The sequence below is a fragment of the Micromonospora sp. NPDC005173 genome (genome assembly GCF_040608515.1).
Classification (GTDB): domain Bacteria; phylum Actinomycetota; class Actinomycetes; order Mycobacteriales; family Micromonosporaceae; genus Micromonospora.
This window is the reverse complement of the sequence record NZ_JBEXIK010000002.1, coordinates 282782-306395: the sequence shown is the minus strand read 5'-3', so window position 1 is coordinate 306395 and position 23614 is coordinate 282782. Positions and strand designations below refer to the sequence as shown.

The 23614-nt window shown below is 71.9% G+C and carries 21 protein-coding genes; 13 read left to right on the top strand and 8 right to left on the bottom strand.

Annotation, left to right across the window (positions count from 1 at the left end):
- Positions 1–65: 65 nt before the first annotated feature.
- Positions 66–545: a hypothetical protein gene (locus tag ABZV00_RS04465; protein WP_355601777.1), complete on the bottom strand. Its 480-nt coding sequence runs from the start codon at positions 543–545 to the stop codon at positions 66–68.
- Positions 546–685: 140 nt separating this feature from the next.
- A complete protein-coding gene (locus tag ABZV00_RS04460) occupies positions 686–1393 on the bottom strand; it encodes a hypothetical protein (protein ID WP_355601775.1) in 708 nt (235 codons plus the stop codon).
- A gap of 1080 nt (positions 1394–2473) precedes the next feature.
- On the opposite strand from ABZV00_RS04460, the gene ABZV00_RS04455 reads away from it, so the two are divergent.
- From ABZV00_RS04455 to ABZV00_RS04440, 4 genes are all read left to right on the top strand, one after another.
- Complete coding sequence (locus ABZV00_RS04455; RefSeq protein ID WP_328421053.1) at positions 2474–2872, top strand: AraC family transcriptional regulator; 399 nt, start codon at positions 2474–2476, stop codon at positions 2870–2872.
- Between the two features lie 35 nt (positions 2873–2907).
- Positions 2908–3327 (top strand): VOC family protein, encoded by a 420-nt coding sequence (locus ABZV00_RS04450; RefSeq protein WP_328421051.1) that lies wholly within the window; start codon positions 2908–2910, stop codon positions 3325–3327.
- 11 nt (positions 3328–3338) lie between these two features.
- Positions 3339–4004: a DUF998 domain-containing protein gene (locus ABZV00_RS04445; RefSeq protein WP_328421049.1), complete on the top strand. Its 666-nt coding sequence runs from the start codon at positions 3339–3341 to the stop codon at positions 4002–4004.
- A gap of 67 nt (positions 4005–4071) precedes the next feature.
- Positions 4072–4710: a histidine phosphatase family protein gene (locus ABZV00_RS04440; protein ID WP_355601772.1), complete on the top strand. Its 639-nt coding sequence runs from the start codon at positions 4072–4074 to the stop codon at positions 4708–4710.
- A gap of 11 nt (positions 4711–4721) precedes the next feature.
- On the opposite strand, the gene ABZV00_RS04435 is transcribed toward ABZV00_RS04440, so the two are convergent.
- The gene (locus tag ABZV00_RS04435) at positions 4722–5237 is read right to left on the bottom strand and encodes a hypothetical protein (protein WP_355601770.1); all 516 of its coding nucleotides are present in this window, start codon (positions 5235–5237) and stop codon (positions 4722–4724) included.
- Between ABZV00_RS04435 and ABZV00_RS04430 the strand changes: the two genes are divergently transcribed.
- The 4 genes from ABZV00_RS04430 to ABZV00_RS04415 all read left to right on the top strand — a co-directional run bounded on the left by ABZV00_RS04430 (position 5236) and on the right by ABZV00_RS04415 (position 10404).
- Complete coding sequence (locus tag ABZV00_RS04430) at positions 5236–5394, top strand: hypothetical protein (protein ID WP_355601768.1); 159 nt, start codon at positions 5236–5238, stop codon at positions 5392–5394. The genes ABZV00_RS04435 and ABZV00_RS04430 overlap by 2 nt on opposite strands.
- 38 nt (positions 5395–5432) lie before the next feature.
- Entirely contained in the window at positions 5433–7826 is a 2394-nt protein-coding gene (locus tag ABZV00_RS04425) for a M4 family metallopeptidase (RefSeq protein WP_355601766.1), read from the top strand.
- Positions 7827–7996: 170 nt separating this feature from the next.
- Positions 7997–8770, top strand: a complete 774-nt coding sequence (locus tag ABZV00_RS04420) for an enoyl-CoA hydratase/isomerase family protein (protein ID WP_355601764.1) — start codon at positions 7997–7999, stop codon at positions 8768–8770.
- 83 nt (positions 8771–8853) lie between these two features.
- Positions 8854–10404, top strand: coding sequence for a serine/threonine-protein kinase (locus ABZV00_RS04415; RefSeq protein WP_355601762.1), 1551 nt, complete (start codon positions 8854–8856; stop codon positions 10402–10404).
- A 70-nt stretch (positions 10405–10474) separates the two neighbouring features.
- Here ABZV00_RS04415 and ABZV00_RS04410 read toward each other — a convergent pair whose 3' ends face one another.
- The 3 genes from ABZV00_RS04410 to ABZV00_RS04400 all read right to left on the bottom strand — a co-directional run bounded on the left by ABZV00_RS04410 (position 10475) and on the right by ABZV00_RS04400 (position 13310).
- Positions 10475–10918: an HNH endonuclease gene (locus ABZV00_RS04410; protein WP_328421035.1), complete on the bottom strand. Its 444-nt coding sequence runs from the start codon at positions 10916–10918 to the stop codon at positions 10475–10477.
- 316 nt (positions 10919–11234) lie between these two features.
- Positions 11235–12773 carry an FAD-dependent oxidoreductase gene (locus tag ABZV00_RS04405; RefSeq protein WP_355601760.1) on the bottom strand — a complete coding sequence of 513 codons (1539 nt, stop codon included), beginning with the start codon at positions 12771–12773 and terminating at the stop codon, positions 11235–11237.
- Between the two features lie 48 nt (positions 12774–12821).
- Positions 12822–13310, bottom strand: a complete 489-nt coding sequence (locus ABZV00_RS04400; RefSeq protein WP_355601758.1) for an MSMEG_6728 family protein — start codon at positions 13308–13310, stop codon at positions 12822–12824.
- 93 nt (positions 13311–13403) lie between these two features.
- On the opposite strand from ABZV00_RS04400, the gene ABZV00_RS04395 reads away from it, so the two are divergent.
- From ABZV00_RS04395 to ABZV00_RS04380, 4 genes are all read left to right on the top strand, one after another.
- A complete protein-coding gene (locus ABZV00_RS04395) occupies positions 13404–15404 on the top strand; it encodes an NAD-binding protein (RefSeq protein WP_355601756.1) in 2001 nt (666 codons plus the stop codon).
- 65 nt (positions 15405–15469) lie between these two features.
- A complete protein-coding gene (locus ABZV00_RS04390) occupies positions 15470–18349 on the top strand; it encodes a BTAD domain-containing putative transcriptional regulator (protein ID WP_355601754.1) in 2880 nt (959 codons plus the stop codon).
- Positions 18350–18379: 30 nt separating this feature from the next.
- The gene (locus ABZV00_RS04385) at positions 18380–19369 is read left to right on the top strand and encodes an ATP-binding cassette domain-containing protein (protein ID WP_355601752.1); all 990 of its coding nucleotides are present in this window, start codon (positions 18380–18382) and stop codon (positions 19367–19369) included.
- Positions 19370–19473: 104 nt separating this feature from the next.
- Entirely contained in the window at positions 19474–20229 is a 756-nt protein-coding gene (locus ABZV00_RS04380; RefSeq protein WP_355602021.1) for an ABC transporter permease, read from the top strand.
- 27 nt (positions 20230–20256) lie between these two features.
- On the opposite strand, the gene ABZV00_RS04375 is transcribed toward ABZV00_RS04380, so the two are convergent.
- The gene (locus ABZV00_RS04375; RefSeq protein WP_355601750.1) at positions 20257–21495 is read right to left on the bottom strand and encodes an APC family permease; all 1239 of its coding nucleotides are present in this window, start codon (positions 21493–21495) and stop codon (positions 20257–20259) included.
- Between the two features lie 10 nt (positions 21496–21505).
- Positions 21506–22243, bottom strand: coding sequence for a phosphatase PAP2 family protein (locus ABZV00_RS04370; RefSeq protein WP_355602019.1), 738 nt, complete (start codon positions 22241–22243; stop codon positions 21506–21508).
- Positions 22244–22361: 118 nt separating this feature from the next.
- Between ABZV00_RS04370 and ABZV00_RS04365 the strand changes: the two genes are divergently transcribed.
- A complete protein-coding gene (locus ABZV00_RS04365) occupies positions 22362–23585 on the top strand; it encodes a DUF4032 domain-containing protein (protein ID WP_328421019.1) in 1224 nt (407 codons plus the stop codon).
- Positions 23586–23614 lie beyond the last annotated feature (29 nt).

Sequence of the window (23614 nt, the reverse complement as noted above, 5' to 3'; positions counted from 1 at the left end):
CCGCAACAGCGCGCCCAACGGCTCGGCGTTGTCACCTGTCCCCTGCAGCCTGTGCCTGGCAGGCTTCAGATTGCCCGAAGCGATGGATCCTCTGCCGCCGTGAGCTCCCGTCTTGCCAGGATCTGGAATTCGGCCCAGAGGTTGATTTTTTCGTTGCGGTCCGGATCGTCGTAGACGAACTCATTAAGCAGGTCCTTGGCTTGGGATGAAGCCAAGATTTCGGCCTCACCTACCAGGCTCGCCATGACAGAGACATCGGCGAGGGGTCTCTCCTTGCCCGCTTTGTCAACCGGTCGGTCGAGGTGTTCGCGCATAGCGAGGGTCGCACGGGAGTAGAGGTCTGCCCTCCTTGCCCATAGCCGATCCTCAGCAGCTAACCGACGTTCGTGGTCTCTGGCATCGCGGGTGGCCTGTGCCTGTGCCGCTAGGGCGCGTTCGCTCGCCGACACCTGACGACGAATGGCGAAGACGGCTACGAAGGCAGCAGCCAGTGCCCCAACGCCTGCAAGTACTTCTCCGAGTGCCTGAAGCCAGGTCAGCAACACCTAGACGTCCTTCCCGAACCGAGGTGGGTGGTCGCCCGAGCATGCTAGTCATCAGGCGCCAGCGGGCAGCGCGCCGACGATGAGCTTTGGGAGGCCAGGATCGGCCCGTTGGACGGAACCCTTGGGCGCCGTGCAAGCCCTCAACCTCTCGCATCCGTCCTCGAACCTGGCCGACGGAGAAGCCGGAGTGGCCGCCGCCAACCTGTGAGGGGCTTTGACGGGACGGGGTGGAGGTGGTTCTGCATGGTGGCGATGAGGTGGGCCATCGCCTCTTGAAGGGCTGCCTCGGCCGCCGTTCGCGCCGCCTTGGCCGCACGGGGGCGGTATAGGTTGTCCTGACCGTAGGCACTCATAACCGCAGCTGCGGCCTCGGAGGTCTGCATCGCAGCTTGCACGACTTCCTTCTCAGCTAGCAACGCGGCGCGACTGATTGCAGTGATCAGCCGGAGATACGGGTCGCGCACCAACCCTGCACCGGCGGCGGCGGACTGGCCGTGCCAGTCAAGAACAACGCGGCTCGCTCGGGCAGAACCGTGAGCGAGCCCGCCGGCTTCGCGGCCGGCGAAGAATTCCAATGCCGACTGACCGAGCGCCAGCAACCTGGGCTGCCAGGAGTTCCAACGCGGATTGTCGGTCACCAAGGCCAAGTGCAACTCTGCGGCTGCCGTGACTAGCTCCGTCGTCACGGCCTCTGCCCTCTCGACGGCGGCTGACCTCTGGGCCGCTGCCTGCTGCCGCTGCGCGAAGCGCTGGGTAAGCACGACGCCGGCAAGGGTGCAGCCACCGGTGATCAAGGGGGCGAGTGGCGTAGCCAAGGCAGTGGCGGCAGATACGAGCGCATCGAGCATGGCGTTCACTTTCGCCTATGGCTCTGACAATGCTGGTGCGGGCCTCGGAGCTTGCCCGCTGAGTGCCCTGCCCGAACTGTCTTCGACAGCAGCGGTGACAGCAACAGCACCGCACGGCGACGGACGGAAACGAGCAGCGACGAACCCCGCCCCGAGGTCCCGGCCGCCCACGGACGAGCGCAGACGAGCTGCACAGAGCTTGTAAGCGAGATGTCGCCGGTTCGATCCCGGCCGGGGGCTCCAATTCCACCAGGCTTTTCCCGACGGGCACTGCCGTGAGTCGACCGGTTGACCGGAACGGGACTCACGAGAACCCGCCAAGCGCCTGACGCATCGCGTCGAGGTTGGCGTGAGCGTAGACCTTGAGGGTGATCTTCACGTCGGCGTGTCGGGCGCTGCCCCAGCACTAGCGGTGCGGGTCGACGGCCCGCAGAAGATCAGTGATGGCAAATCCCGGTAGTTCAAGTTCAGCCGCCGACGTGACTGGGAACGTCCCACCCAGCGCTTGCGGTGTCCATCCAGCGATCAGCCCGTAACGGACAAGAGCGCGGACGTCCGCAGCTGTCGGGAATGGATACGTCTCCCCACTGTCGTGCACGTCCGTCTCGACGTATCGATGGCCGAAGGCGACGGTGGGTGCTAAGTCGGGCCGCTCGGTCAGGTCGACCTGTAGGGCACGACCATTCTTCCCTGCACCCCATACGCGGACTCTTATGCAGCGGTGCGGACGACCGTCAGGGCCAGAGGCGGACCGGATGTCGGCCTTCCAGGTGAACTCCCGGCCGTCGATGTGTAGCTTGCGCAGCCTCGACCTCATCCGCCCATGCTTTCAGCTCGGCGGTCACCGCAGCGCTGTGAACCAATGATGGCCCGTACGTCGCGGCCTCAGCGGCATTCCACCGCTGGTGGCGGGTCGGCTCGCGGTTAGCCCAGGGGTCCGTACGCCCGGTGCATCCCGAACGGTCACGTCACCTCAACCAGCAGCGACGCCGGCCGCGTCGGCGTGCGGGCGACACCGAGGGCCAGCGGTAACCTGAGCTGGGCAGCCCGGCCGGGGGAGAAAGAGCGAAACGAGGACGGATGAGTCGCGCCGTGGAGGAGTCGAACCGGGCGATGCTGCGTGCTCGGGACGCGATGGACCGCGCGTACGCCGAGCCGTTGGACATCCCGGCGCTGGCCCGGATCGCGCACGTCTCCGAGGCGCATTTCATCCGGACCTTCCGAGCCACCTTCGGCGAGACCCCGCACCGCTACCTGCAACGTCGGCGGGTGGAGCGGGCGATGTCGTTGCTGGTGGAGACCGGGCGGGACGTCACCGACATCTGCTTCGCGGTCGGCTTCAGCAGCCTGGGCACGTTCAGCCGGACGTTCCGGCAGATCGTCGGGGAGTCACCAACGGACTTCCGCCGCCGCGCCGCGCCGACCAACGTGCCGTCCTGCTTCACCAAGGCCTGGACCAGACCCAGCAGTTTTGGATAAGCAGCAGGTCACGGTCCCCGTCTAGCGTGATTGACATGACGATGAACGCGATCAGCCGCTCCCAGATCTACGTCCTCGACCAGGACGAGGCACTCGACTTCTACGTGAACAAGCTCGGCATGGAGCTCAACACCGACCAGGACCTCGGCTTCATGCGCTGGCTGACGGTCAACCTGCCCGGCGACCCGGAGCGCGAGATCCTGTTGGAGAAGCCGGGTCCGCCGGCGATGGACCCGGCCACCGCGGCGCAGGTCCGGGAACTGCTCACCAAGGGGGCGCTGGGCGGCGCCCTGTTCATGACCACCGACGACGCCCACAAGACGCACGAGGACCTGGTGGCCAAGGGGGTCGACATCACCGACGAGCCGACCGAGCGTCCGTACGGGATCGACTTCGGCATCCGGGACCCGTTCGGTAACCGGATCCGCATCGGCCAGATGTTCCCTCGGGCCTGAGGGGCGGACCGATGAGCCAGGCCGTTCCGCTTCCCGGGGTCCGACCGGTGGTCGCTGGCCTGGACCGCGCGCTGCTGGCCGGCGGGGTGCTCGCCGGCCCGATCTTCGCCGGCTCGGCGCTGCTCCAGGGGCTCACCCGGGATGGCTTCGACTTCCGGCGGCACCCAGTGAGTGTGTTGAGCACCGGCGAGCTGGGCTGGATCCAGATCGCCACGTTCCTGGTCACCGGAGTGCTCTGCGTGCTGGCCGCCGGGGCGCTCCGGCGCTCCACCGGCACCGGTTCGGTCTGGGTGCCCCGGTTGCTCGCCCTGTACGGGCTGGGCCTGGTGGGGGCGGCGATCTTCAGCGCCGACCCGGCCGACGGGTTCCCCGTCGGCACGCCCCGGGGTGCCGGCCAGATCAGCTGGCACGGTGGCCTGCACTTCCTGGTGGCGGCGGTCGCCTTCGTCTCGCTGATCGTGGCGACGGTGGTCGCCGGCCGACGGGCCGCGCGTCGTGGGCTGGTGGGTCGGGCCGGGTTCAGCCTGGCGACCGGGGCCTTCTTCGCGGTGGCCTGGGTGGCGCTGATGGTCCGGCCGGCGCCGGCCGTCATGGTGGCGTTCGGCCTGGCGGTGACGGTCGGTTGGCTGTGGGTGTCGGTCACCTTCGCGCGAGCGGCGTCCGGCCGGGTGGACTGAGTCGGTTGCCGTCACACCGGGAGGCACGGGGAGTTCCCGTGCCTCCCGGTGTGCTGAGGTGTGAGACATGATCACCCGGCTGCTGTATCTGGCCCGACACGGCGAGCAGGACCTGACCGAACCCGGCGAGCCGAACGCCGGCCTGTCGGAGCGGGGCCGGCGGCAGGCCAGGCTGCTCGGCGAGCGGCTGCGGGGCCGGCGGTTCGCCGCCGTGCACCACGGGCCACTGCGCCGGGCCGCGGAGACCGCCGAGCTGGTCGCCGCGTCGCTGTCCGGGGTTCCGGTGTACGCGACGGAGCTGGCCGGCGACCACCTCCCGCACGACACGGAGCCTGCCGGCCTGCCTCCGGCGTACGCCGAATTCCTGGCCCAGTTCCCGGCAGCCGAACGGGTCGACGGGCCGCAGGTGACGGCGGCGGCGGTATTGCGGTTCGCCGGCCCGGTCGCGGACGGCACCGACGGCGCGGATGGCGCCGGGCCGGTTTGTGAGCTGGTCGTGACGCACAACTTCCTGATCGCCTGGCTGGTCCGGCACGCCCTCGACGCGCCGGAACGGCGGTGGCTGGGGCTGAATCTGCACAACGCGGGGCTGACCGTCATCCGGTACGGCCCGGCCGGGCCGCCGAACCTGGTCGCCGTCAACGACGTGGCGCACCTGCCGCCGGAGCTGCGCGGCACCGGCCTGCCCCCGGACTACCTGATCTGAGCGTCGGGCGGTCAGCCGGTGACGCGTAGCAGCAGCTCTACCAGCGCCTGGGTGGCCGGCGGCGGGGCGGTGTCGGCCGGGCAGTCGACGTACCCGGTTTCGACCGTGCCGACGGTCAGCCGGTAGCTGAACGCGTCCGCGCAGAGGGTCGTGGTGGTCGGGCGGCGGGCCTCGGCGGCCAGTCGGGGATCGGCGGCCAGCCCGTGCAGCCGGCCGAGGTCGGCGGGGTTGAGTCGGCCCGTACGTTGGCTGCCGGCCCGGTCCACCATCGTCCACCGGCCGTCGGGTTCGACGGTCACGGCGTCGCCGCGGCCGGCGAAGCCGCCGGAGCGGAACAGCATCACCCGGGCAGCCGCGCTGGTGGCCCCGGTACCCGGGCTCACCGTGGGGGCGGTGGTCGCCGGCGGGGTGTCGGTGGCCGGGGCGGTCGAGGTCGGGCCGGTGGTGGTCGGGGGCCGGTCCGGGGTGCTGCCGGCCGGGTCGGCGCTGGTGCAGCCGGCCAGGGCGGCGACCAGGAGCGCGATCATGACGCCGGTCGTCGAGGCGGGTCTCATGCCGCTCGGACGCGTGGCCCCGGTCGCCGGTTCCCTTGTCAAGGCCCTCATCCGAACGGCCATTGTCGATGTCTGGGAGCGGTCCAGGGCTTCTCTTTTCTTCAACACATCGTTATATCTACATGTGTGACTACCCCCGTCACAATCCTTCTCCTTTCCGGAGGGCACGTGAAACGACCCCTCGCCGCCGTCAGCGCAGCGCTGCTCACCAGCGGCCTGCTGACCTGCGTCGCCACCTCGGCGCACGCGGCACCGCCCACCGCCCCCGCGCCGGATGCCTCCGCCGCGGCCCAGGCAGCGACCGTCCTGCGAACGAACCCCGGCGCCGTCCAGGGTTCGAGCGCCGAGTCCTACCAGGTGCACAGCACCAAGGTGGACGCCACCGGCGCCACGCACACCCGCTACACCCGGACCTATCAGGGGCTGCGGGTGTACGGCGGTGACTTCGTCATCCACGCCACGCCGAGCGGCACCTACGCCGGCAGTTCGGTCGGTCTGGCCGCACCGCTGACCCTCGGTACCTCGGCCAAGGTCGCCTCCGCGGCGGCGAAGAAGACCGCCCGCGCCGGGTTCACCGGCACGGTCGAGGCCGTCGGCACCCCGGAGTTGTTCGTCGACGCCAGCTCCGGCCAGGGCCGGCTGGCCTGGGAGACCGTGGTCAGCGGCTGGCAGCCCGACGGGCAGACCCCGTCCCGGTTGCACGTGATCACCGACGCCTCCACCGGCGCGGCCGTCGGGTCGTACGACGAGATCGAGGCGGTGAACGGCACCGGCAACAGCATCTACTCGGGCACGGTCACCGTCGACACGACGCTCTCCGGCAGTACGTACCAGATGATCGACCCGTCGCACGGCAACGGCTCGACCTGCGACATGAACAACGGCACGTCGACCTGCACCACCTTCACCGACGCGGACAACACCTGGGGCACCGGGGCCAGTTCCAACCGGCAGTCCGCCGGCGTGGACGCGCACTTCGGCGCCGCGAAGACGTTCGACTACTTCAAGAACGTGCACGCCCGTAACGGCATCTTCGGCAACGGCACCGGCGTGCCGAGCCGGGTGCACTACGGCAGCAACTACGTCAACGCCTTCTGGGACGGCTCCCGGATGACCTACGGCGACGGCTCGGGCAACTCCCGTCCGCTGGTCTCGATCGACGTGGCCGCACACGAGATGAGCCACGGCGTGACCGAGAACGTGGTCCCCGGTGGCCTGACCTACTCCGGTGAGTCCGGTGGCCTCAACGAGGCCACCAGCGACATCTTCGGCAACATGGTCGAGTTCTACGCCAACACCTCGGCCGACCCGGGTGACTACCAGGTCGGCGAGAAGATCAACATCAACGGCAACGGCACGCCGCTGCGCTACATGTACAACCCGTCGCTGGACGGCTCGTCCGACAGCTGCTGGTCCACCAGCACGAAGAACAAGGACGTGCACTACTCCTCCGGCGTCGCCAACCACTTCTACTTCAACCTCGCCGAGGGCACCGGCGCCACCGCGTACGGCACCTCGCCGGTCTGCGGCTCCGCCCCCGCGGTGACCGGCATCGGCCGGGCCAAGGCGGAGAAGATCTGGTTCCGGGCGCTGGACGTCTACTTCACCTCCAACACGTCGTACGTCAACACCAGCAACCCGGCGAACACCGCACGGGCCTACAGCCTGCGGGCCGCCACCGACCTGTACGGCAGCTGCTCCACCGAGTACAAGGCCGTGCAGGCCGCCTGGACCGCGGTGAACGTGGCCGGCAACGACGCGCCCTGCTCGACCGGCAACGACTTCTCCGTGGCGCTCTCGCCGACCGCCGGCTCGGTGAACCCGGGTAGCTCGGCGTCCACCACCGTGGCCACCGCGACCACCAGTGGCACGGCACAGACCGTGACGTTCTCCGCGTCCGGCCTGCCCAGCGGTGCGAGCGCCGCGTTCAGCCCCGCCTCGGTGACCTCGGGCGGCTCGTCCACCCTCACCATCAGCACCTCGGCGGGCACCCCGCCCGGCACCTATTCGATCACCGTCAACGGCGTGGGAGCGGTCACCCGGAGCGCGACCTACACGCTGACCGTGAACGGCACCGGCGGTGGCTGCACGGCGCCGGGCCAGAAGCTGGCCAACCCGGGCTTCGAGTCCGGTGCGACCGGCTGGACGGCCAGCTCCGGCGTGATCACCAACTCCAGCAGTCAGCCCGCCCGCACCGGGTCGTACAAGGCGTGGCTGAACGGGTACGGCAGCACCCGCACCGAGACGCTCGCCCAGTCGGTGAGCCTGCCGTCGGGCTGCTCGTCGTACACGGTCAGCTTCTGGCTGCACATCGACACCGCCGAGACCACCAGCAGCATCGCGTACGACACGCTGCGCGTGCAGGTGCTCAACAGCGGTGGGACGGTGCTGGCCACGCTGGCGACCTACTCGAACCTGAACAAGGCCGCCGGCTACAGCCAGAAGTCCTTCTCGCTGGCCGCGTACGCCGGCCAGACCGTCTCCCTGAAGTTCACCGGCATCGAGGACTCCTCGCTGCAGACGTCCTTCGTGGTCGACGACACCGCGCTCACCGTCTCCTGACCTGACGCGCTGCTCAAGCGGGCCCGACGGCCACCCCTCGCGGGTGGGCGTCGGGCCCGCGCCGCTATGGTCGCGGCACCGGAGCGGGCAGGCCGCCGCCGGTCGGCGGAATCCGGCCGGCGCGGAGTCGACGGACGTGGTGGCGACCCCAGGGGCGCCCGTGGAGAGGGGTGGACATGTCGGACGCGGAGCTGACCGTCGAAGTGACCGGGCCGGTGGCGACCGTGGTGATCCACAACCCGGCCCGCCGCAACGCGATGACCGCGGCCATGTGGCGCCAGCTCCCCGAGCTGCTCGACCGGCTGGAGCCCGACCCCGACGTACGGGCGCTGGTGCTCACCGGCGCGGGCGACGCCTTCTGCGCCGGCGCCGACCTCGGCGACCTGGCCGAGCTGCTGGACGCCGGTGACGCCAGCATCGCGGTGGCCGCCGAGGAGCGCCTGGCCCGCTTCGCCAAGCCGACGGTGGCGGCCATCCGGGGCGCCTGCGTCGGGGGCGGGTGCCAGCTCGCGGTCGCCTGCGACCTGCGGATCGCCGCCGACGACGCCCGGTTCGGCGTACCGCCGGCCCGGCTCGGGCTGGTCTACCCGGCGCCGACCACCCGCCGGCTGGCCCGGCTGATCGGACCGTCCGCCGCCAAGCATCTGCTGTTCACCGCCGAGCTGATCGATGCCACGCGGGCGCTGCGGGTCGGCCTGGTCGACGAGGTGCTGCCGGGCGACCAGCTCGCCGCGCGGGTGGACGACCTCACCGCGACGATCGCCCAGCGGTCGCCGTTGACCGTCGCCGCCGCCAAGGAGATCGTCGACGACCGGGCCGGGCCGGCCCGGGTTGCGTGGTGGCACCGGAAGGTGGCGACCAGCGGCGAGGCCCGGGAGGGGGTGGCGGCGGTCGCCGAGCGCCGTACGCCCCGCTTCGCCTGGCGGCCTCCCGCCAACGACTGACCACGTTTCAGGGTCCACTCCAGCCATCAAATGATCTCGATCCAGGCTGGCGTACGGCAGGGCCGTACGGCAGGCTGTCCGTCGTGCAGCGTGATCAGTTGCTTGCGGGCCGCTACCGGCTCCTGGAACGCCTCGGCAGTGGCGGCATGTCCGAGGTGCACCGGGCGTACGACGAGGTGCTCGAACGGGACGTGGCGGTGAAGGTGCTCGTCGTCTCGGATACCAACGCCCGGCAACGGATTCGGGCCGAGGCCAAGGCGGCGGCCCGGCTGTCGCACCCGCACGTCACCAGCGTCTTCGACTACGGCCAGTCGCCGCTCGATGGTGCCGAGGTTCCGTTCGTGGTGATGGAGTTGCTCGGCGGCCACACCCTCGAACAGCAGCTGGCCACCGGGCCGTTGCCGCCCCGCGCCGGCCTGCGGATCTGCGCCGAGGTGGCGGCCGCGCTCGCGGCCGCGCACGCACGGGGGCTGGTGCACCGGGACGTCAAACCGGGCAACGTGATGCTCACCCCCACCGGCGCCAAGGTGCTCGACTTCGGCATCGCGGCGGTCGTCGGGGATCCGGAGATCGACTTCGAGGGGCGGCTGCTCGGCACGCCGGCCTACCTCGCCCCGGAGCGGATGGAAGCCGGCGAGGTGCTGCCGGCCTGCGACGTCTACGCGCTCGGCCTGCTCCTGCACCGGGTGCTGACCGGCCGGCTGCCGTGGCGTACCGAGGCGCGGGCCGGGATGCTGCGCGCACACGCGTACGTCGAGCCGGACCCGCTGCCCGCGATCGACGGGGTGCCGCCCCAGATCCACCGGCTCTACCGCTGGTGTCTGGCCCGCGACCCCGATGACCGGCCGCCGGCCGCCGAGGTGGCCCGCATCCTGCTCACCGTCGGCGAACCGGTCGCCACCGTGGGCAGATCGACGGCGACCGGCGGTGAAGAGGTCGCCGCCGTGGGCGCATCGAGTTCCGGGCTGCCGTCCGGCGGGATGGCGGACGCCCGCGCTGAGCCAGCCGAGACGGTGGGCGGTGCTGTCGCCGGAACGACCGGTGCCGCCCGGAGGGTGTCCTGGCGTCGGCGGCGGGCGGTGCTGGCGGTCAGTGGTGCGGTGGTGGCCGCGGTGGCGATGGGCGGGTCGCTCGGCGACCCGGTCACACGACGACCGGAAGCGGGCGAGCCGCGCACCGGCATCGGATCGGGCGGCACCACGACGGTCGGGCTGCCGCGTATCGCCGGCCCGGCTGACGCGGCCGTCCCCCGACCGCCCGCCGCCCCGCCGGCCAGCGCCGGACCTGACCCGTCGACCGGTCCAGGCAGTACACGGGCGGTCGCCAGCACCTCCGTACCGAGACCGCCCACCAGCACCTCCGGGCCGATCCCGACTGGAGCCGCGTCCACACCCAGCCCCGGGCCGGGCGTGCCGGTGGACGCCCTCGGTGGGACGGTCACGGTTCGCTGCCTCGAGGCGGCGGCCGAGGTCCTGGCGGTGACGTCCGCACCCGGCTACCGGGCGGCGGCGTACGACCCGGGCCCGGCGAAGCGGATCCAGGTCGAGCTGACCTCCGCCGAGCACCGCAGCGAGATCCGGGTGCACTGCGCCAACGGCCGGCCGAAGCCGCAGGTCAAGGAGCGCGCCGGCTGACCGGGGGCCGGCGGGTGCCGCGCCGGGGGCGTACCCCCGACACGGCCCCCCGTTCCCGCCGGCCGGTCCGTCACCGCCCCGCCAGGGCCGCCCAGCCCGGGTTCACCGGCTCCCGGCGCAGCGGCATGCCCGCCTCCGCCGGCGTCCGGTCGCCCTTGCGCTGGTTGCAGCCGTAGCAGGCGGCGGTGGTGTTTCGCCAGGTGTTCCGGCCGCCGCGCGAGCGGGGCAGGATGTGGTCGATGGTCGACGCCGCGCCACCGCAGTACGCGCAGCAGCGGTCGTCGCGGCGCAGCACACCGGCCCGGGACCAGGCCGGCCCGGAGCTGAACCGCCACCGGGTGACCACGTAGCGGACGAGTCGCACCACCCGGGGCATCGGGAAGACCCCGATCACCTGGTCCGGCTCGGCCTCGTGGATCTCGGCCACCCGACGGCAGAGCATCCGGACGGCGTGCTGAACGGTGACCCGGTGCAGCGGGCCGAGGTCGGCGTTGATGACGAGGACGGCGTCCACCGGGATCTCCCTCCAGGGCAGTGACGGACGATGGCTCCGGACAGCGAAAAGCCGCCCGGTCCGGCTGTGGGACGGGCGGCTCGGCGCGTACGGGTACGCGTCAGTCGGGCCGGCCCGCCCGGGGACCTTCCGCTCGGCAACCGTCGCCGGGCAGCACGGATGGCACGCTGGTGACGTGCGACATCGTCATGATCTGCTCCCGCGGCGGTGTTGACCTTGCGCGATCACGGTAGGTCGGCACGGGTCAGACGGGCAACGTATTTCGATCGGCCGTCCGGCTCTGCCCCGGCGGGCAGTGCGGCATATGACCGCCTTGTCAGGTTGCCGTGCCTCTCCTGGTCAGCAGCCCCCGTGGCCGGATCGAGTGCACCGGCTCGGCGGCGCCACCCTCGGCACGCAGGATGTGGTTCGCGGCGATGATGCCGGTGGCCGCGGAGCGTTCCATCAGGGCGCTCGGGAAGTCCGTGGCGACTCCGTCCCCGGCGAGATAGAGGCCGTTCGCGTCGGTGCGTACCCCCGGTCGCCAGGCGTGGCTGCCCAGGCTGAACGCCGGCGCCTGCGCCTCCACCCGGGCTCGCAGCTCGCGGATCCGCAGGCCGGCGGCCTCCGGCCAGAGCGCCACCAGCTCCCGGCGCATCCGCTCGGCCAGCTCCTTGGCCGGCACCCCCGGCTCGCAGGCGTACGCGTGCAACTCGATGACCGACCCGCCGGTCTGCCGCGCCCAGCGCCGCGACTCGTTCTCCAGCCGGTGATAGAGCGTCACCGAGTCCAATGTGGGCTGCCGGGACACCCCGCTGAACACCGCGCGCTCGGCGGCCACGTCCCCGTCGCACCAGTACCGCGCCACCGCGTACGGCGGGCCGGGCGTGCCGAACGCGGGCATCCGCGCCACCAGCTCCGGTGCCTGCTCGACCAGGTCGGGGGAGGCCCCGACCAGCGCGGCGAGCGCCGGCGGGTCGACGGCCAGCACGATGTGCCCCGCCGGGTGGCTTCCGCCGTCGGCGGCAGCCACCCGCCAGCCGTCGGCGTCACGGTGCACCCCGGTCGCGGCGGCCCGGGTGAGCACCCGGCCGCCGTGCTTCTCCACGTGCCGGGTCAGCGGCTCCCAGATCGCCGTGCCGTAGTCCTCGTCCGGGCAGTCGAAGGCCAGCCCCTCCGGGTTGCCGAGCAGGTAGAAGTGGAACTGGGCGACCATCTCGGCGGCCGACATCTCCGACTCGTGGTTGAAGAACGAGTGCGAGAAGACCTCGAACAGCATGGCCCGGGCGCGGTCCGGCAGTCGCAGCGACGCCAGCAGCTCGTCGGCGGTGGTGTCGTCCAGCTCGGCGTAGGTGCGTACCGGGTCGTAGCTGAGCAGCGGCAGCGCGGCGTCCCGGTCCATCAGTCGCAGGTCGGCCAGGCGCAGGCTGGGGCTGCGCAGCAGCAGCGCGAGCAGGTTCGCCGGTGGTGCCGGCGGCAGCTTGCCGAACTCCTCGGTCGGCCACTGCTCACTGAGGATCGGGTAGCCCGGGATCGGCTTGAGGAAGCCCAGGTCGGGGTCGACCCTGCGGAGGATGGACCGCCAGTTGTAGTACTGCCGGAAGAACGCGTGGAAGCCGTGCTCGTTCTGCTGGCTGCCGTCGGCGAGCGCCTCCGGCCAGGCGCCCAACCGGCCGCCCAGGGTGGGTGCGGCCTCCAGCACCGTCACCGTCACACCGCGCTCCGCCAGCACCACCGCCGCCGACATGCCGGCGATGCCGCCACCCACCACCACCGCCGTGACCGGTCCCGGCACGCGGTCGGGGCCACCGCCGCCCGGGTCCACCTGGTGCTGGCGTACGCCGATGAGCCGTCCCACCATTTGCGACAGCGCCATGAGCACCTTCCCGACCTGACGGAGCCTCCAGTCTGCCGCACAAAACGGTCAGTCGCGCGGTAGGCAGCGGCGGCTCCGGTCGGAGGCGGGCCAGACGTACTCCAGGTCCGCCGACACGTCGTCGCCGAAGATCGGGCGGTAGTGCGCGGGGTCCTTGCGTAGCAGTGACGAGCGGTGACTCAGGTGGAATTCGTCGCGGCCCAGCCAGGGAGGAAGTTCAGCGGCCTCGGCCAGCTCGGTCTGGGTACGCACGACGCCGGCTCCGCAGGCGGCGGCGAGGTCGACGGTCATCGTGGTGGCGCAGGTGTCGGCCCGCCCCGGCTCGGTCCAGACCGCGCACATGTCCAGCCCGTAGCGGGTGAGTGCCTCCTCGTACCCGGCCCACATCTTCACCGCCGGGTGGTTGCGCCAGCCGTACCCGGGCCGGGTGAGCCCACGCAGCACCTGGATGGCCTCCACCCGCTGCTTGCCCAGCCGCCTCTGGTCCAGCGTGCGGGCGCTGGCCAGAAAGTCCGGGTACGGGAGGAACGTCTGCATGCCGCTGCTCTACCCGCCGCCCCGGCCGACATGCCTGGGCGGGATGATCCGGACGGGGTCGCCCACCGTGGTGGTGCTGACTACGATCCGGGCATGGCGGAGCCGTGGCGGGACCGGGCGCGACGGGCGGTCGAGTGGAACTGGCGACTGCGGTCCGCCGGGGACCCCCGACCGCACTACGTGATCTGCGGGCGGGACGCGCTCGCCTACTACGTGGCCCGGGCGATGCTCGAATCCGAGTTGCCGGCCGGCGGGGCCCGGGTGACCGTGGTGGTGCCGGAGCGTTACCGCACCAACGGGCCGGACGTGGCCGGGCTGCGCGGGGTCCGGGTGGTCCGGTCAGACCGACTGGACGTGGCGACCTTCGAGGCCGCCGGGCTGGCCGGGGCTACCGGGCTGGCCCTGCTGCACCAGGACGACGTCGGCAACCTGCACGCCGCGCTCTGCGCCCAGGCCGTCGACCAGCGGGTCCGTCAGGTGCTGCGGATGTTCAACGGCACCCTCGCCGGTGGTGTGCGCAAGCTGCTCAAGGCGCCGGTCGAGGTGCTCTCCGACGCCGAGATGGCCGCACCGGCGTTCGTGGCCGCCGCGCTCGGCGAGGTCGACCCGAGCTCGTTCCAGCACCGGGACAAGACGCTGCGGGTGGCTCGCCGTGCCGACGTCCGGCCGCAGGATGTGGTCTGCGCGTTGGCCGACATCAGCGAGGAGCAGGGGGTGGAGCTGCTGCCGGCCGAGCAGGCCGACGCCGACCTGGTGCTCGCCGAGGCGACCGGGCAGCCGCCGGGCACCGAGGTCGCCGCCCGCCGGCTGGTCCGGGCGCGCAGGCGGCGCCGTCCGATGGCGGTGCTGCTGCGCGCGGTACGCGGCTTCGCCACCCGCAAGATCGGCATCGCGGTGATGCTGGTGCTCGCGGTGATCGCGCTGCTCGGCACGTTGATCTCCCGGGCCGAGGGCGTCTCCCCGGCCGAGGCGCTCTACCTGACGCTGGTCACCACCCTCAGCGGCGCCGACCCGGACACCGAAAAGGCGGCCGACGCGCAGATCATGCAGGTGGTGCTCAACCTGGCCGGGCTCGCGCTGATTCCGTTGATCACCGCGGTCGTGGTGGACGGCATCGTCAACGCGCGGCTGGCCCTGCACACCGGCCGGCTGCAGCCCGCCCGGGTCGGTCACTTCGTGGTGGTCGGCCTCGGCAACGTCGGCACCCGGGTGATGGCCCAGCTCCGCGAGTACGACGTCGAGGTGGTGGCGATCGACAAGGACCCGGAGCCGCGTGGCGCCGCCCTGGCCCGCCAGTTGGAGGTGCCGCTGATCGTCGGGGACGCCGCACTGCCGGAGACCCTGGCCGCCGCGTCGGTGGCGGACTGTCAGGCGCTGGTGGTGGCGTCCACCGACGACGTGGCCAACCTGGAGGCGGCGTTGGCGGCCCGGGATCTCCGCGACGACCTGCGGGTGGTCCTGCGGCTCTTCGACGGTGACTTCGCCGAACGGGTGGAGGAGACCTTCGCCCTCGGGGTGTCCCGCTCGGTCTCCTACCTGGCCGCTCCGGCTTTCATCGGGGCACTCACCGAACGCGCGGTGATCACCACCATCCCGGTCGACCGGCATGCGCTGCCGGTCGCCGAGGTGCCGGTTGCCCCCGGCTCCGAGTTGGACGGCCGGCCGCTCGACGTGGTCAACCGGGACGGGCAGGTCCGGTTGATCGCCCGGACCCCAGCCGGCGGCGCCAAGACCATCTGGTGGAGGGACCTCGACCCCCGACAGGTGATCTTCGCGGGCGACCGGCTCACCGTGGTCGCCCGCCGGCGCGGGCTGGACTGGCTGACCAGGCAGTGCGCCCCGCCCGCCCGCACCGGCCCGGTTCCCCGACCGGCCGGGCCCGTCCTCGGTGGGGTGCCGACCCCACTGGCGGCACCCAGGTCGGCGCCGGGGCCAGCGGATTGGGAGGTAGCTGCCTCCGCCCATCCCATGCCTACTCCGGTGTCACCCCCGGTCGGGGCGGTGCCGTCGGTCAACGGTGGACCGCCGGACGCGTCCGCCCCGGACGACGGCGGGCTGACCCGCCAACCCGATGGGGCCGGCGAGCCGAGCTGACCGGGTTCGCACGATGGCCTTGCCGGATAGCAGGGACGGGCTGGTCGTGAGTGACAATCGGGGTCATGCAATTCCGCATCCTGGGTCCGACCCAGGTGCTGTTGGCCGACGGGCGCGAGATCCCCGTGGGCGGTCCGCGGTTGCGCGCTCTGCTGGCGCTGCTCCTGCTCGACGCGGGCCGGATGGTGTCCGCGGAGCGGCTGATCGACGGCCTGTACGGCGAGCACCCGCCCCGTGGCGCGGCCAACGCACTCCAGTCCCAGGTTTCGCGGCTGCGCCAGGCCCTGCCCGCCGAGCACAACCCGGTCGAGTTTCACCCGGCTGGTTATCTCCTCGCCATTGATCCTGGCGATGTCGACGCGTACCGGTTCGAGCGGCTCGCCGAGGCGGGAAGCCGCGCGCTCGCCAGCGGCGACTCGTCCCGCGCGGTGGCCGTGTTACGCGAGGCGCTGGAGCTGTGGCGTGGTCCCGCCCTGGCCGACGTCATAGACCTGGCGGGCGCACCCGCGCAAGCGGCCCGGCTGGACGAGCTGCGGCTGGCCGCCATCGAAGATCGTATCGAGGCGGAGCTGGCGCTGGGCGCGCATGCCGCGCTGGTCGCGGAGCTGCGGGAGCTGGTCGTCGCGCATCCGTTGCGGGAGCGGTCGCGGGGCCAGCTCATGCGCGCCCTGTCCGCACTGGGCCGGCCGGCCGAGGCACTGGCCGAGTTCGAGGACGCCCGGCGAACGCTGGCCGAGCAGCTCGGCGTCGACCCGTCGGCGGCGCTGGCCGCGATTCACCTGGCTGTGCTGCGCGGTGAGACGCATTCGGCCGTGCGCGGGACAAGCGAACCGGCACTGCCGAGCCAGCTCACCACGTTCGTCGGGCGGGAGGATGAGCTCAAGCGCGTTGGGGAGTTGCTCGGCGAGCGAAGGCTGGTCACTGTGACCGGCCCCGGGGGAGCGGGCAAGACGCGGTTGGCGATCGAGGCGGCAGGCCGCCTCGACAGTGAGGTCCGCTTCGTTGAGCTGGCTGGGCTGGCACACGGTTCGGACGTACCGCAGGCGGTGCTGAGCGCGCTCGGCCTGCGCGACGCGGGCCTGCGCGCCCCGGTCGAACCGAACCGGCAGGCAACCGACCGGCTGGTCGAGGCGCTCGCCGAGCGGCGGCTGCTCCTCGTGCTCGACAACTGCGAGCACGTCATCGCCGACGCGGCCCGGTTGGCCGCGCGGTTGCTGAGCGCGTGCCCGACGCTGTCTGTCCTGGCCACGAGTCGCGAACCGCTCGGGCTGGCCGGTGAGGCGTTGTGCCCGTTGTCCGGGCTGACCCTGCCGCCGCCCGACGTGTCGGTGCTGGACGCCGACGACTACGCCGCGGTCATCCTGTTCGCCCAGCGGGCCGCTGACGTCGCGCCCGACTTCGCCGTCACGTCGGCCAACGTCGAGATGGTGCTGCGGATCTGCCGTACCCTCGACGGCCTGCCGCTGGCGATCGAGCTGGCCGCCGCGCGGCTGCGGGCGCTGCCCGTCGCGGAGGTGGCCGCTCGTCTCGACGATCGGTTCCGGCTGCTGTCGATGGGCAACCGGGCCGCGTCGCCGCGACACCGCACGCTCCGGGCCGTGGTCGAATGGAGTTGGGACCTGCTCGACGACGCCGAACGGAGGCTGGCCCGACGGCTGACTGTCTTCGCCGGCGGTGCCACATTGGAGGCGGCCGGGAGGGTTTCCGGCCTGCCCACCGCCGAGTTCGTCGACGCGTTGACCGGTCTGGCCGACAAGTCCTTCGTCGAGTTGACCAATGGTCGCTACCGGATGCTCGAGACGGTGCGCGCCTTCTGCGCCGAGCGTCTCGCCGAAGCCGGCGAGGCCGACCAGCTACGCCGCGCGCACGCCGCGTATTTCCTGGAGTTCGCCTGGACCGCCAGCGACCACCTGAGGCGAGCTGAACAGTTGCAGTGGCTGCGACGGCTCGACGCCGAGCGGGACAACCTGCATGCGGCGCTGCGTCGTGCCACCGCGGCTGGCGAAGCGTCCGACGCGGCCGGGCTGGTCGCTGCCCTGTCGTTCTACTGGTGGCTGCGCGGCATGCGTGGGGAAGGTGCCCGGCTGGCCGCCGACGTCCTCGACCTGCTCGGCGCCGAGGCGCCGCCCGGGCTGGGCGAGGAGTTCGCCCTCTGCGTCTTCAACGCCTCGCTCGGTGGTTCCGGCCATCTGCCGTCCGGATCGCAGCAGTCCATGATCCGAAGCCTCGGCCGGCCGCCTCGACAACCTTTCCTGCTGTATTTGTCGGGGATCTCCACCGGGCCACCGTCCGGCGGTGCCGAGGACGTCGAAGACCTCATGCGGGAGCTGCGGCAGCTGGTCGGCCCGGACGTGTGGATCAACGCGCTCGGCGCGATGGGAACCGGCTCCGCGCAGATGTGGCGTGGTCAGTGGGACCAGTCCAGGACCGCACTGGTCACCGCGCTTGACGGCTTCCGGAGCACCGGGGACCGGTGGGGGGCCATGATCACGCTCGGCGCGCTCGGTGAACTCGCCGCCTGGCGGGATGATCCGGAGACGGCCAGCGCACACATGGATGAGGCCCTGGGGTTGGCCGAGAGCCTCGGATCGGCCGTCGATCAGGCCGACATGCTGCGTACCCGGGGCGAGCTGAGGCTGCGCGCCGGTGACCTCGCCGCGGCGTGGGACGACTTCGCCGCTGCGCTACTCCTCGCGCAGCGCAGCGGCGCGCCGGAGTTCGTATCCAGCGCTCGGCTCGGCCTCGCCCAGGTCGCACGGCTGCGCGGAGATCTCGGCGAGGCGAGGCGGCTCTGCGAAGAGGCGTTGGTCGGCGGGCTCACCGGCTGGTACGTCGGCGAAGCCACGCGCTCCGAGATCGTCCTCGTCCTCGACCAGATCACCGAGGCGGAGAAAGCCGGGGCACCGGAGGTGCCTGGTGCGCCGCCGTCAGCCGACGGTGCGTGAGCCGTCAGCGCCCGACCGCACCGTGGGGGCATGACGACATTCGACGTGGTCGCCGAAGGGCTGGGCAAGCGGTACGGCCCGACCCACGCGCTCGACACGTTTGACCTGACCGTACCGACCGGCGCGGTGCACGGACTGCTGGGACCGAACGGCGCCGGGAAGACGACGGCCGTACGGATCCTTGCCACGCTGCTGCACTTCGACGTCGGCAGGGCCACTGTGGCCGGATTCGACGTGCGGCGTCAGCCGGACGAGGTGCGTGCCCGGATCGGGCTGACCGGGCAGTACGCCGCCGTCGACGAGACCCTCAGCGGCCGGCAGAACCTGGAGCTGTTCGGCCGACTGTTCCGGCTCGGCCGACGGGCGGCCCGCCAACGAGCCGACGAACTGCTGGAACGGTTCGGGCTCGACGAGGCGGCGAGTCGGTCCGCCGGTGAGTATTCGGGTGGGATGCGCCGCCGGCTGGACCTCGCCGCCAGCCTGATCCGCACGCCGCGCGTTCTCTTCCTCGACGAGCCGACGACCGGCCTGGACCCGCGCAGCCGCAACCAGGTGTGGGACCTCGTCCGCACCCTGGTCGCGGACGGGACCACGGTGCTGCTCACCACGCAGTACCTGGAGGAGGCCGACCAACTCGCCAACCGGATCTCGGTGATCGACGCCGGTCGGGTGGTGGCCGAGGGCTCACCGGACGAGCTGAAGTCGATGACCGGCGGTGACCGGGTCGAGGTGGTGGTGCGCGACGTGGCCGACCTGACCCAGGCTGCCCGCATCGTGACCTGGATCTGCGGCGCGGAGCCCGAGCGCGATCCGGAGGTCCGGCGACTCAGCGCGCCGGTGACCGACCGGGTCACCGGGCTGGTCGACGTGGTGCGGGCGTTGGACGACGCGGGGATCGCGGTCGAGGACATCGGCCTGCGCCGCGCGACGCTGGACGAGGCGTTCCTGCACCTGACCGGGCACCGCCCCGACGAAGCCCGCGTGCCCGTCGGCGCCGGAGGAAAGGTGGACGCGGCATGACCACTGCGATGCGATCGGTCGAGACGGTGGCCACCACGGCCCCGCCGGTGCCCGCGCGTACGCCGCTGGCGCGGTTGCGTGCCGCGATCACCGACGGCTGGACAATGACCAGGCGCAACATGATCCACGTGATCCGTGCGCCGGAGGAGCTGATCCTCTACTTCTCGCTGCCGATCATGTTCGTGCTCGTCTTCGGCTACGTGTTCGGCAGCGGCATGCAGGTGCCGGGCGGCGGCAACTATCGCGAGTTCCTGCTGCCCGGGGTCTTCGTGATGACGATGCTGTACGGGCTCGGCGCCACCGCGACCGGCGTGGCGCTCGACCTCAGTCGGGGTGTCGTGGACCGGTTCCGGTCGATGCCGATGGCGCGTTCCGCCCTCATGACCGGCCGCAGTGCCGCCGATCTGCTCCGCGCCCTGCTGGAGATGGCCACCCTGCTGGTCTGTGGCCTGCTCGTCGGGTGGCAGTGGCGAGAGGGCGTGGGCCGGGCGTTGCTCGCCGTCGGGCTCCTCCTACTGCTGCGGGTCTCGATCACCTGGATCGGTATCTACCTGGCGTTGCTGGTCCGCAATCCGGACACGGTCGGCGTGATCGTCTTCCCGGCGGCGTTCCCGCTCACCGCGATCTCCAACGTGTTCGTGTCGCCCGAGCTCATGCCGCCGTGGATCGGCGCGATCTCGGAGTGGAACCCGCTGTCGGCCACCGTCGCGGCGATCCGCCAACTGTTCGGCAATCCGGGCCTGGGTGGCGACTCCTGGCCGGCAGAGAACGCGATGCTGTTGGCGGTGGTGTGGCCGGTGCTGCTGATCGCGACGTTCGCTCCGCTGGCAGTGCGCCGCTACCAGCGGCTGAGTCGCTGACCCCTGGTCGCCGGTGGCCTCCTCGGGTCAGCGGCGACCAGGCCGTAGCGCGTACCAGGCGGCGCCGACGGCGAGCACTCCGAAGCCGGCGAGGACGCTGCTCAGTGGCAGGTTGACCGCGAGCAGCAGGCAGCCGACCAGGCCCAGGCCGGCGAGTACCTGAACCGGCAGCTTCCGCCCCGGCTCCCGGCCCAGCGTCAGCGCTGCCGCGTTGGTGATCGCGTAGTAGACGAGCACGGTGCAGCTGGAGAAGCCGATCGCGTCCCGCACGTCGCCGAGCAGCACCACCAGGATCACCACGGCAGCCACGGCCACCTCGGCCCGGTGCGGCACCTGGTGTACGGGGTGTACGGCGGCCAGCGCGCCGGGCAGGTCGCGGCGGCGGGCCATCGCCAGTGTGGTCCGGCCGATCCCGGCGACCAGGGACAGCAGCACTCCGATGACGGCGATGGTGGCCCCGGCGCGGACCACCCAGGCCAGGCCGGGCAGCCCGGCGGCGGTCACCACGTCGACCAGGGGCGCGGCGGAGTCGGCCAGCCGGTCGGGGCCGAGCACGCCGATCGTGACCACGGCCAGCACCAGGTAGATCGCGAGCACCACGCCGAGCGCCAGCGGCACCGCCCGGGGGATGGTCCGCTGCGGATCACGGACCTCCTCGCCGAGCGTGGCGATCCGGGCGTACCCGGCGAAGGCGAAGAACAGCAGCCCGGCGGCGGTGAACACGCCCCGGCCGGAGCCACCGGGATCGCCGAGCCGGTCCAGCGCCAGGTCGCCACCGGCGACGCCGACGACCGCGACCAGGGCCAGCACCGCGAGCACCAGCGCGACCAGGGCCTTGGTCACGGTTGCCGTCTTGCCGATGCCGCGCAGGTTCACCGCGGTGACCGCGAGGACCGCGCTGACCGCGACCAGCCGGGCCTGACCCGGCCACAGGTAGGCCCCGATGGTCAGCGCCATCGCCGCGCAGCTCGCCGTCTTGCCGACGACGAATCCCCAACCGGCCACGAAGCCGGCCAGCGGCCCGAGGCGCTCCCGTCCGTAGACGTAGGTCCCGCCGGACTCCGGATAGCGGGCCGCCAGTCGGGCCGAACTGGTCGCGTTGGAGAAGGCGATGAAGCCGGCAAGCACCAGGGCGGGCAGCAGGCCGGCGCCGCCGGCCGCCGCCGCGGCCGGGCCGAAGACCACGAAGACGCCCGCGCCGAGCATCGAGCCCAACCCGATGACCACCGCATCGGGTACGTCGAGCCGTCGCGCCAGGTGATTCACCCGCCGCACCCTAGGGGTACGAGGTGAACGGCCGGTCCCACTGGCGTAGCCGGCCGGGCAGCGGCAGGTTGTCCCACGGTGCCCGGTGCAGCAGCCGGTCCAGGATCAGCCCGAGCAGCAGCCCGGCCACCGAGTCGGTCAGCCAGTGCCAGCCCAGGTAGGTGGTGGTGGTGAGCACCACCAGGGGCGGCACCACGCGGATCACGATGACCAGCCGGGCCGGCAGTTGCCGGCCGAAGCTGCGCGCCAGCGGGACGAGCAGCAGCGCGATGACGCCGTACCAGACGATCGCGTTGGCGACGTGCCCCGACGGGTAGGACTGGGCGAACCGGACCGGCAGGTCGTCGTGGAACAGCGGCAGGGTCTGCTCGGGTGGCAGGTAGGGCTCCTTGACGCTCGCGCTCGGCGCCGCCCGGGCGGTCCACACCTTGAGCGGGCCGATGGTCAGGTAGGTCAGCCCGAACGCGACCACCGGCGGCAGGACCGGTCGCAGCGACCGGAGCCGGACGGCCAGCAGCACACCCAGCCCGGCGGCGATCAAGGTCAGCGGGGTGCCCTGGCCGAGCAGGTTCAGCACCCGGGCCGCCCAGTACGCGACTGCCGGCCGATGCCCGTCGGCCCAGTCGGCGACCGCCCGGTCCAGCCCGAAGAACTGGTCCGCGGCGAGCGCCACGGTCAGCCCGACCAGCCCCAGCACCAGCAGGGCATCGAACCACCAGCCGGCCGGCCGGACCGGCCGTAGCCGCAGGTGACGTCGTACCGCTGTGGTCTCCCGCACGCGACCACGCTACCGGCACCGGACGAGGCCGCCGTCCCGCGCTGTGTGCCCAGCCACGATGAGAGGCGGATGTGGGGGGAGACCAGTCATGCTTGTGCCCGTGCGGATCACGTCTGCCCTCGTGGACCCGGCGCTGCTCGACCTGCCCTGGTCGACACCGCTGGAGGAGTGGCCTGCCCAGCACCTGGTGGCCCTGCCGCAGGGCATCTCCCGACACATCGTCCGGTTCGTCCGGCTGGGTGAGTACGTCTACGCGTTCAAGGAGACTCGCGAGCGGATCGCCGAACGGGAGTACGACCTGCTCCGGGCCCTGGAGCGGATCGACTTCCCGTCGGTCGAGGCCGTGGCGGTGGTCGCCGACCGGCAGACCGAGGACGGGGAACCCCTCGAATCGGTGCTGATCACCCGGCACCTGCAGTTCTCACTGCCCTACCGGGCGCTCTTCTCACACACCCTGCGGCCGGAGACGATGAGCCGGCTGCTCGACGCGCTCGCCGCGTTGATCGTGCGGATGCACCTGACCGGTTTCTTCTGGGGCGACTGCTCGCTGTCCAACACGCTGTTCCGGCGGGATGCCGGCGCCTTCGCGGCGTACCTGGTGGACGCGGAGACGGGCGCGCTGCACAACTCACTCTCCAACGGCCAGCGCGGCGAGGATCTGGAGATCGCCCGGGTCAACATCTTTGGCGAGGCACTGGACCTGCAGGCCGCTGGTCTGCTGCACGAGTCCATCGACCCGGAGCTGGTCTGCGAGGAGGTCGTGCAGCGCTACGAGCGGCTCTGGCACGAGATCACCTACGAGCAGGCGGTCGAGCGGGAGGCCCGGCACGACATCGAGGGCCGGATCCGCCGCCTCAACGACCTGGGCTTCGACGTGGCCGAGGTGGCCATGTCGACCATTGACAACGGGCGTTACCTGGTCCGGCCGAAGGTGGTCGACGCCGGCTACCACACCCGGCGGCTGCTGCGACTCACCGGGTTGGACGCCGAGGAGAACCAGGCGCGCAAGCTGCTCAACGACCTGGACGCCTACCGGGCGGAGAGCGACCTGAACGACGAGCAGCAGGCGGCGCACCGCTGGCTCACCGAGGTCTTCGAGCCGGTGGTCCGGGCGGTGCCCGCGCACCTGCGCCGCAAGCTGGAGCCGCAGGAGCTGTTCGCGCAGATCATCGAGCACAAGTGGCTGCTCTCCGAGCGGGCCGGCCGGGACGTCGGGATGCGTCACGCGGTCCAGTCGTACCTGGCCGACGTGCTGGTGCACCGCCCCGACGAGCAGGCCGTGCTCGGCGTCGAGGTCTCCACCCTCGGCTGACCCGAGCCTGGGGCTTCGGATTCGCCAGG

Bases quoted from the DNA above. Each gene is read 5' to 3' on its own strand.
- ABZV00_RS04460 (WP_355601775.1), bottom strand. From the start codon at position 1,393: ATGCTCGATGCGCTCGTATCTGCCGCCACTGCCTTGGCTACGCCACTC.
- ABZV00_RS04455 (WP_328421053.1), top strand. From the start codon at position 2,474: ATGAGTCGCGCCGTGGAGGAGTCGAACCGGGCGATGCTGCGTGCTCGG.
- ABZV00_RS04450 (WP_328421051.1), top strand. From the start codon at position 2,908: ATGACGATGAACGCGATCAGCCGCTCCCAGATCTACGTCCTCGACCAG.
- ABZV00_RS04445 (WP_328421049.1), top strand. From the start codon at position 3,339: ATGAGCCAGGCCGTTCCGCTTCCCGGGGTCCGACCGGTGGTCGCTGGC.
- ABZV00_RS04440 (WP_355601772.1), top strand. From the start codon at position 4,072: ATGATCACCCGGCTGCTGTATCTGGCCCGACACGGCGAGCAGGACCTG.
- ABZV00_RS04430 (WP_355601768.1), top strand. From the start codon at position 5,236: ATGACGCCGGTCGTCGAGGCGGGTCTCATGCCGCTCGGACGCGTGGCC.
- ABZV00_RS04435 (WP_355601770.1), bottom strand. From the start codon at position 5,237: ATGATCGCGCTCCTGGTCGCCGCCCTGGCCGGCTGCACCAGCGCCGAC.
- ABZV00_RS04405 (WP_355601760.1), bottom strand. From the start codon at position 12,773: ATGGCGCTGTCGCAAATGGTGGGACGGCTCATCGGCGTACGCCAGCAC.
- ABZV00_RS04400 (WP_355601758.1), bottom strand. From the start codon at position 13,310: ATGCAGACGTTCCTCCCGTACCCGGACTTTCTGGCCAGCGCCCGCACG.
- ABZV00_RS04395 (WP_355601756.1), top strand. From the start codon at position 13,404: ATGGCGGAGCCGTGGCGGGACCGGGCGCGACGGGCGGTCGAGTGGAAC.
- ABZV00_RS04390 (WP_355601754.1), top strand. From the start codon at position 15,470: ATGCAATTCCGCATCCTGGGTCCGACCCAGGTGCTGTTGGCCGACGGG.
- ABZV00_RS04385 (WP_355601752.1), top strand. From the start codon at position 18,380: ATGACGACATTCGACGTGGTCGCCGAAGGGCTGGGCAAGCGGTACGGC.
- ABZV00_RS04380 (WP_355602021.1), top strand. From the start codon at position 19,474: ATGACCAGGCGCAACATGATCCACGTGATCCGTGCGCCGGAGGAGCTG.
- ABZV00_RS04365 (WP_328421019.1), top strand. From the start codon at position 22,362: ATGCTTGTGCCCGTGCGGATCACGTCTGCCCTCGTGGACCCGGCGCTG.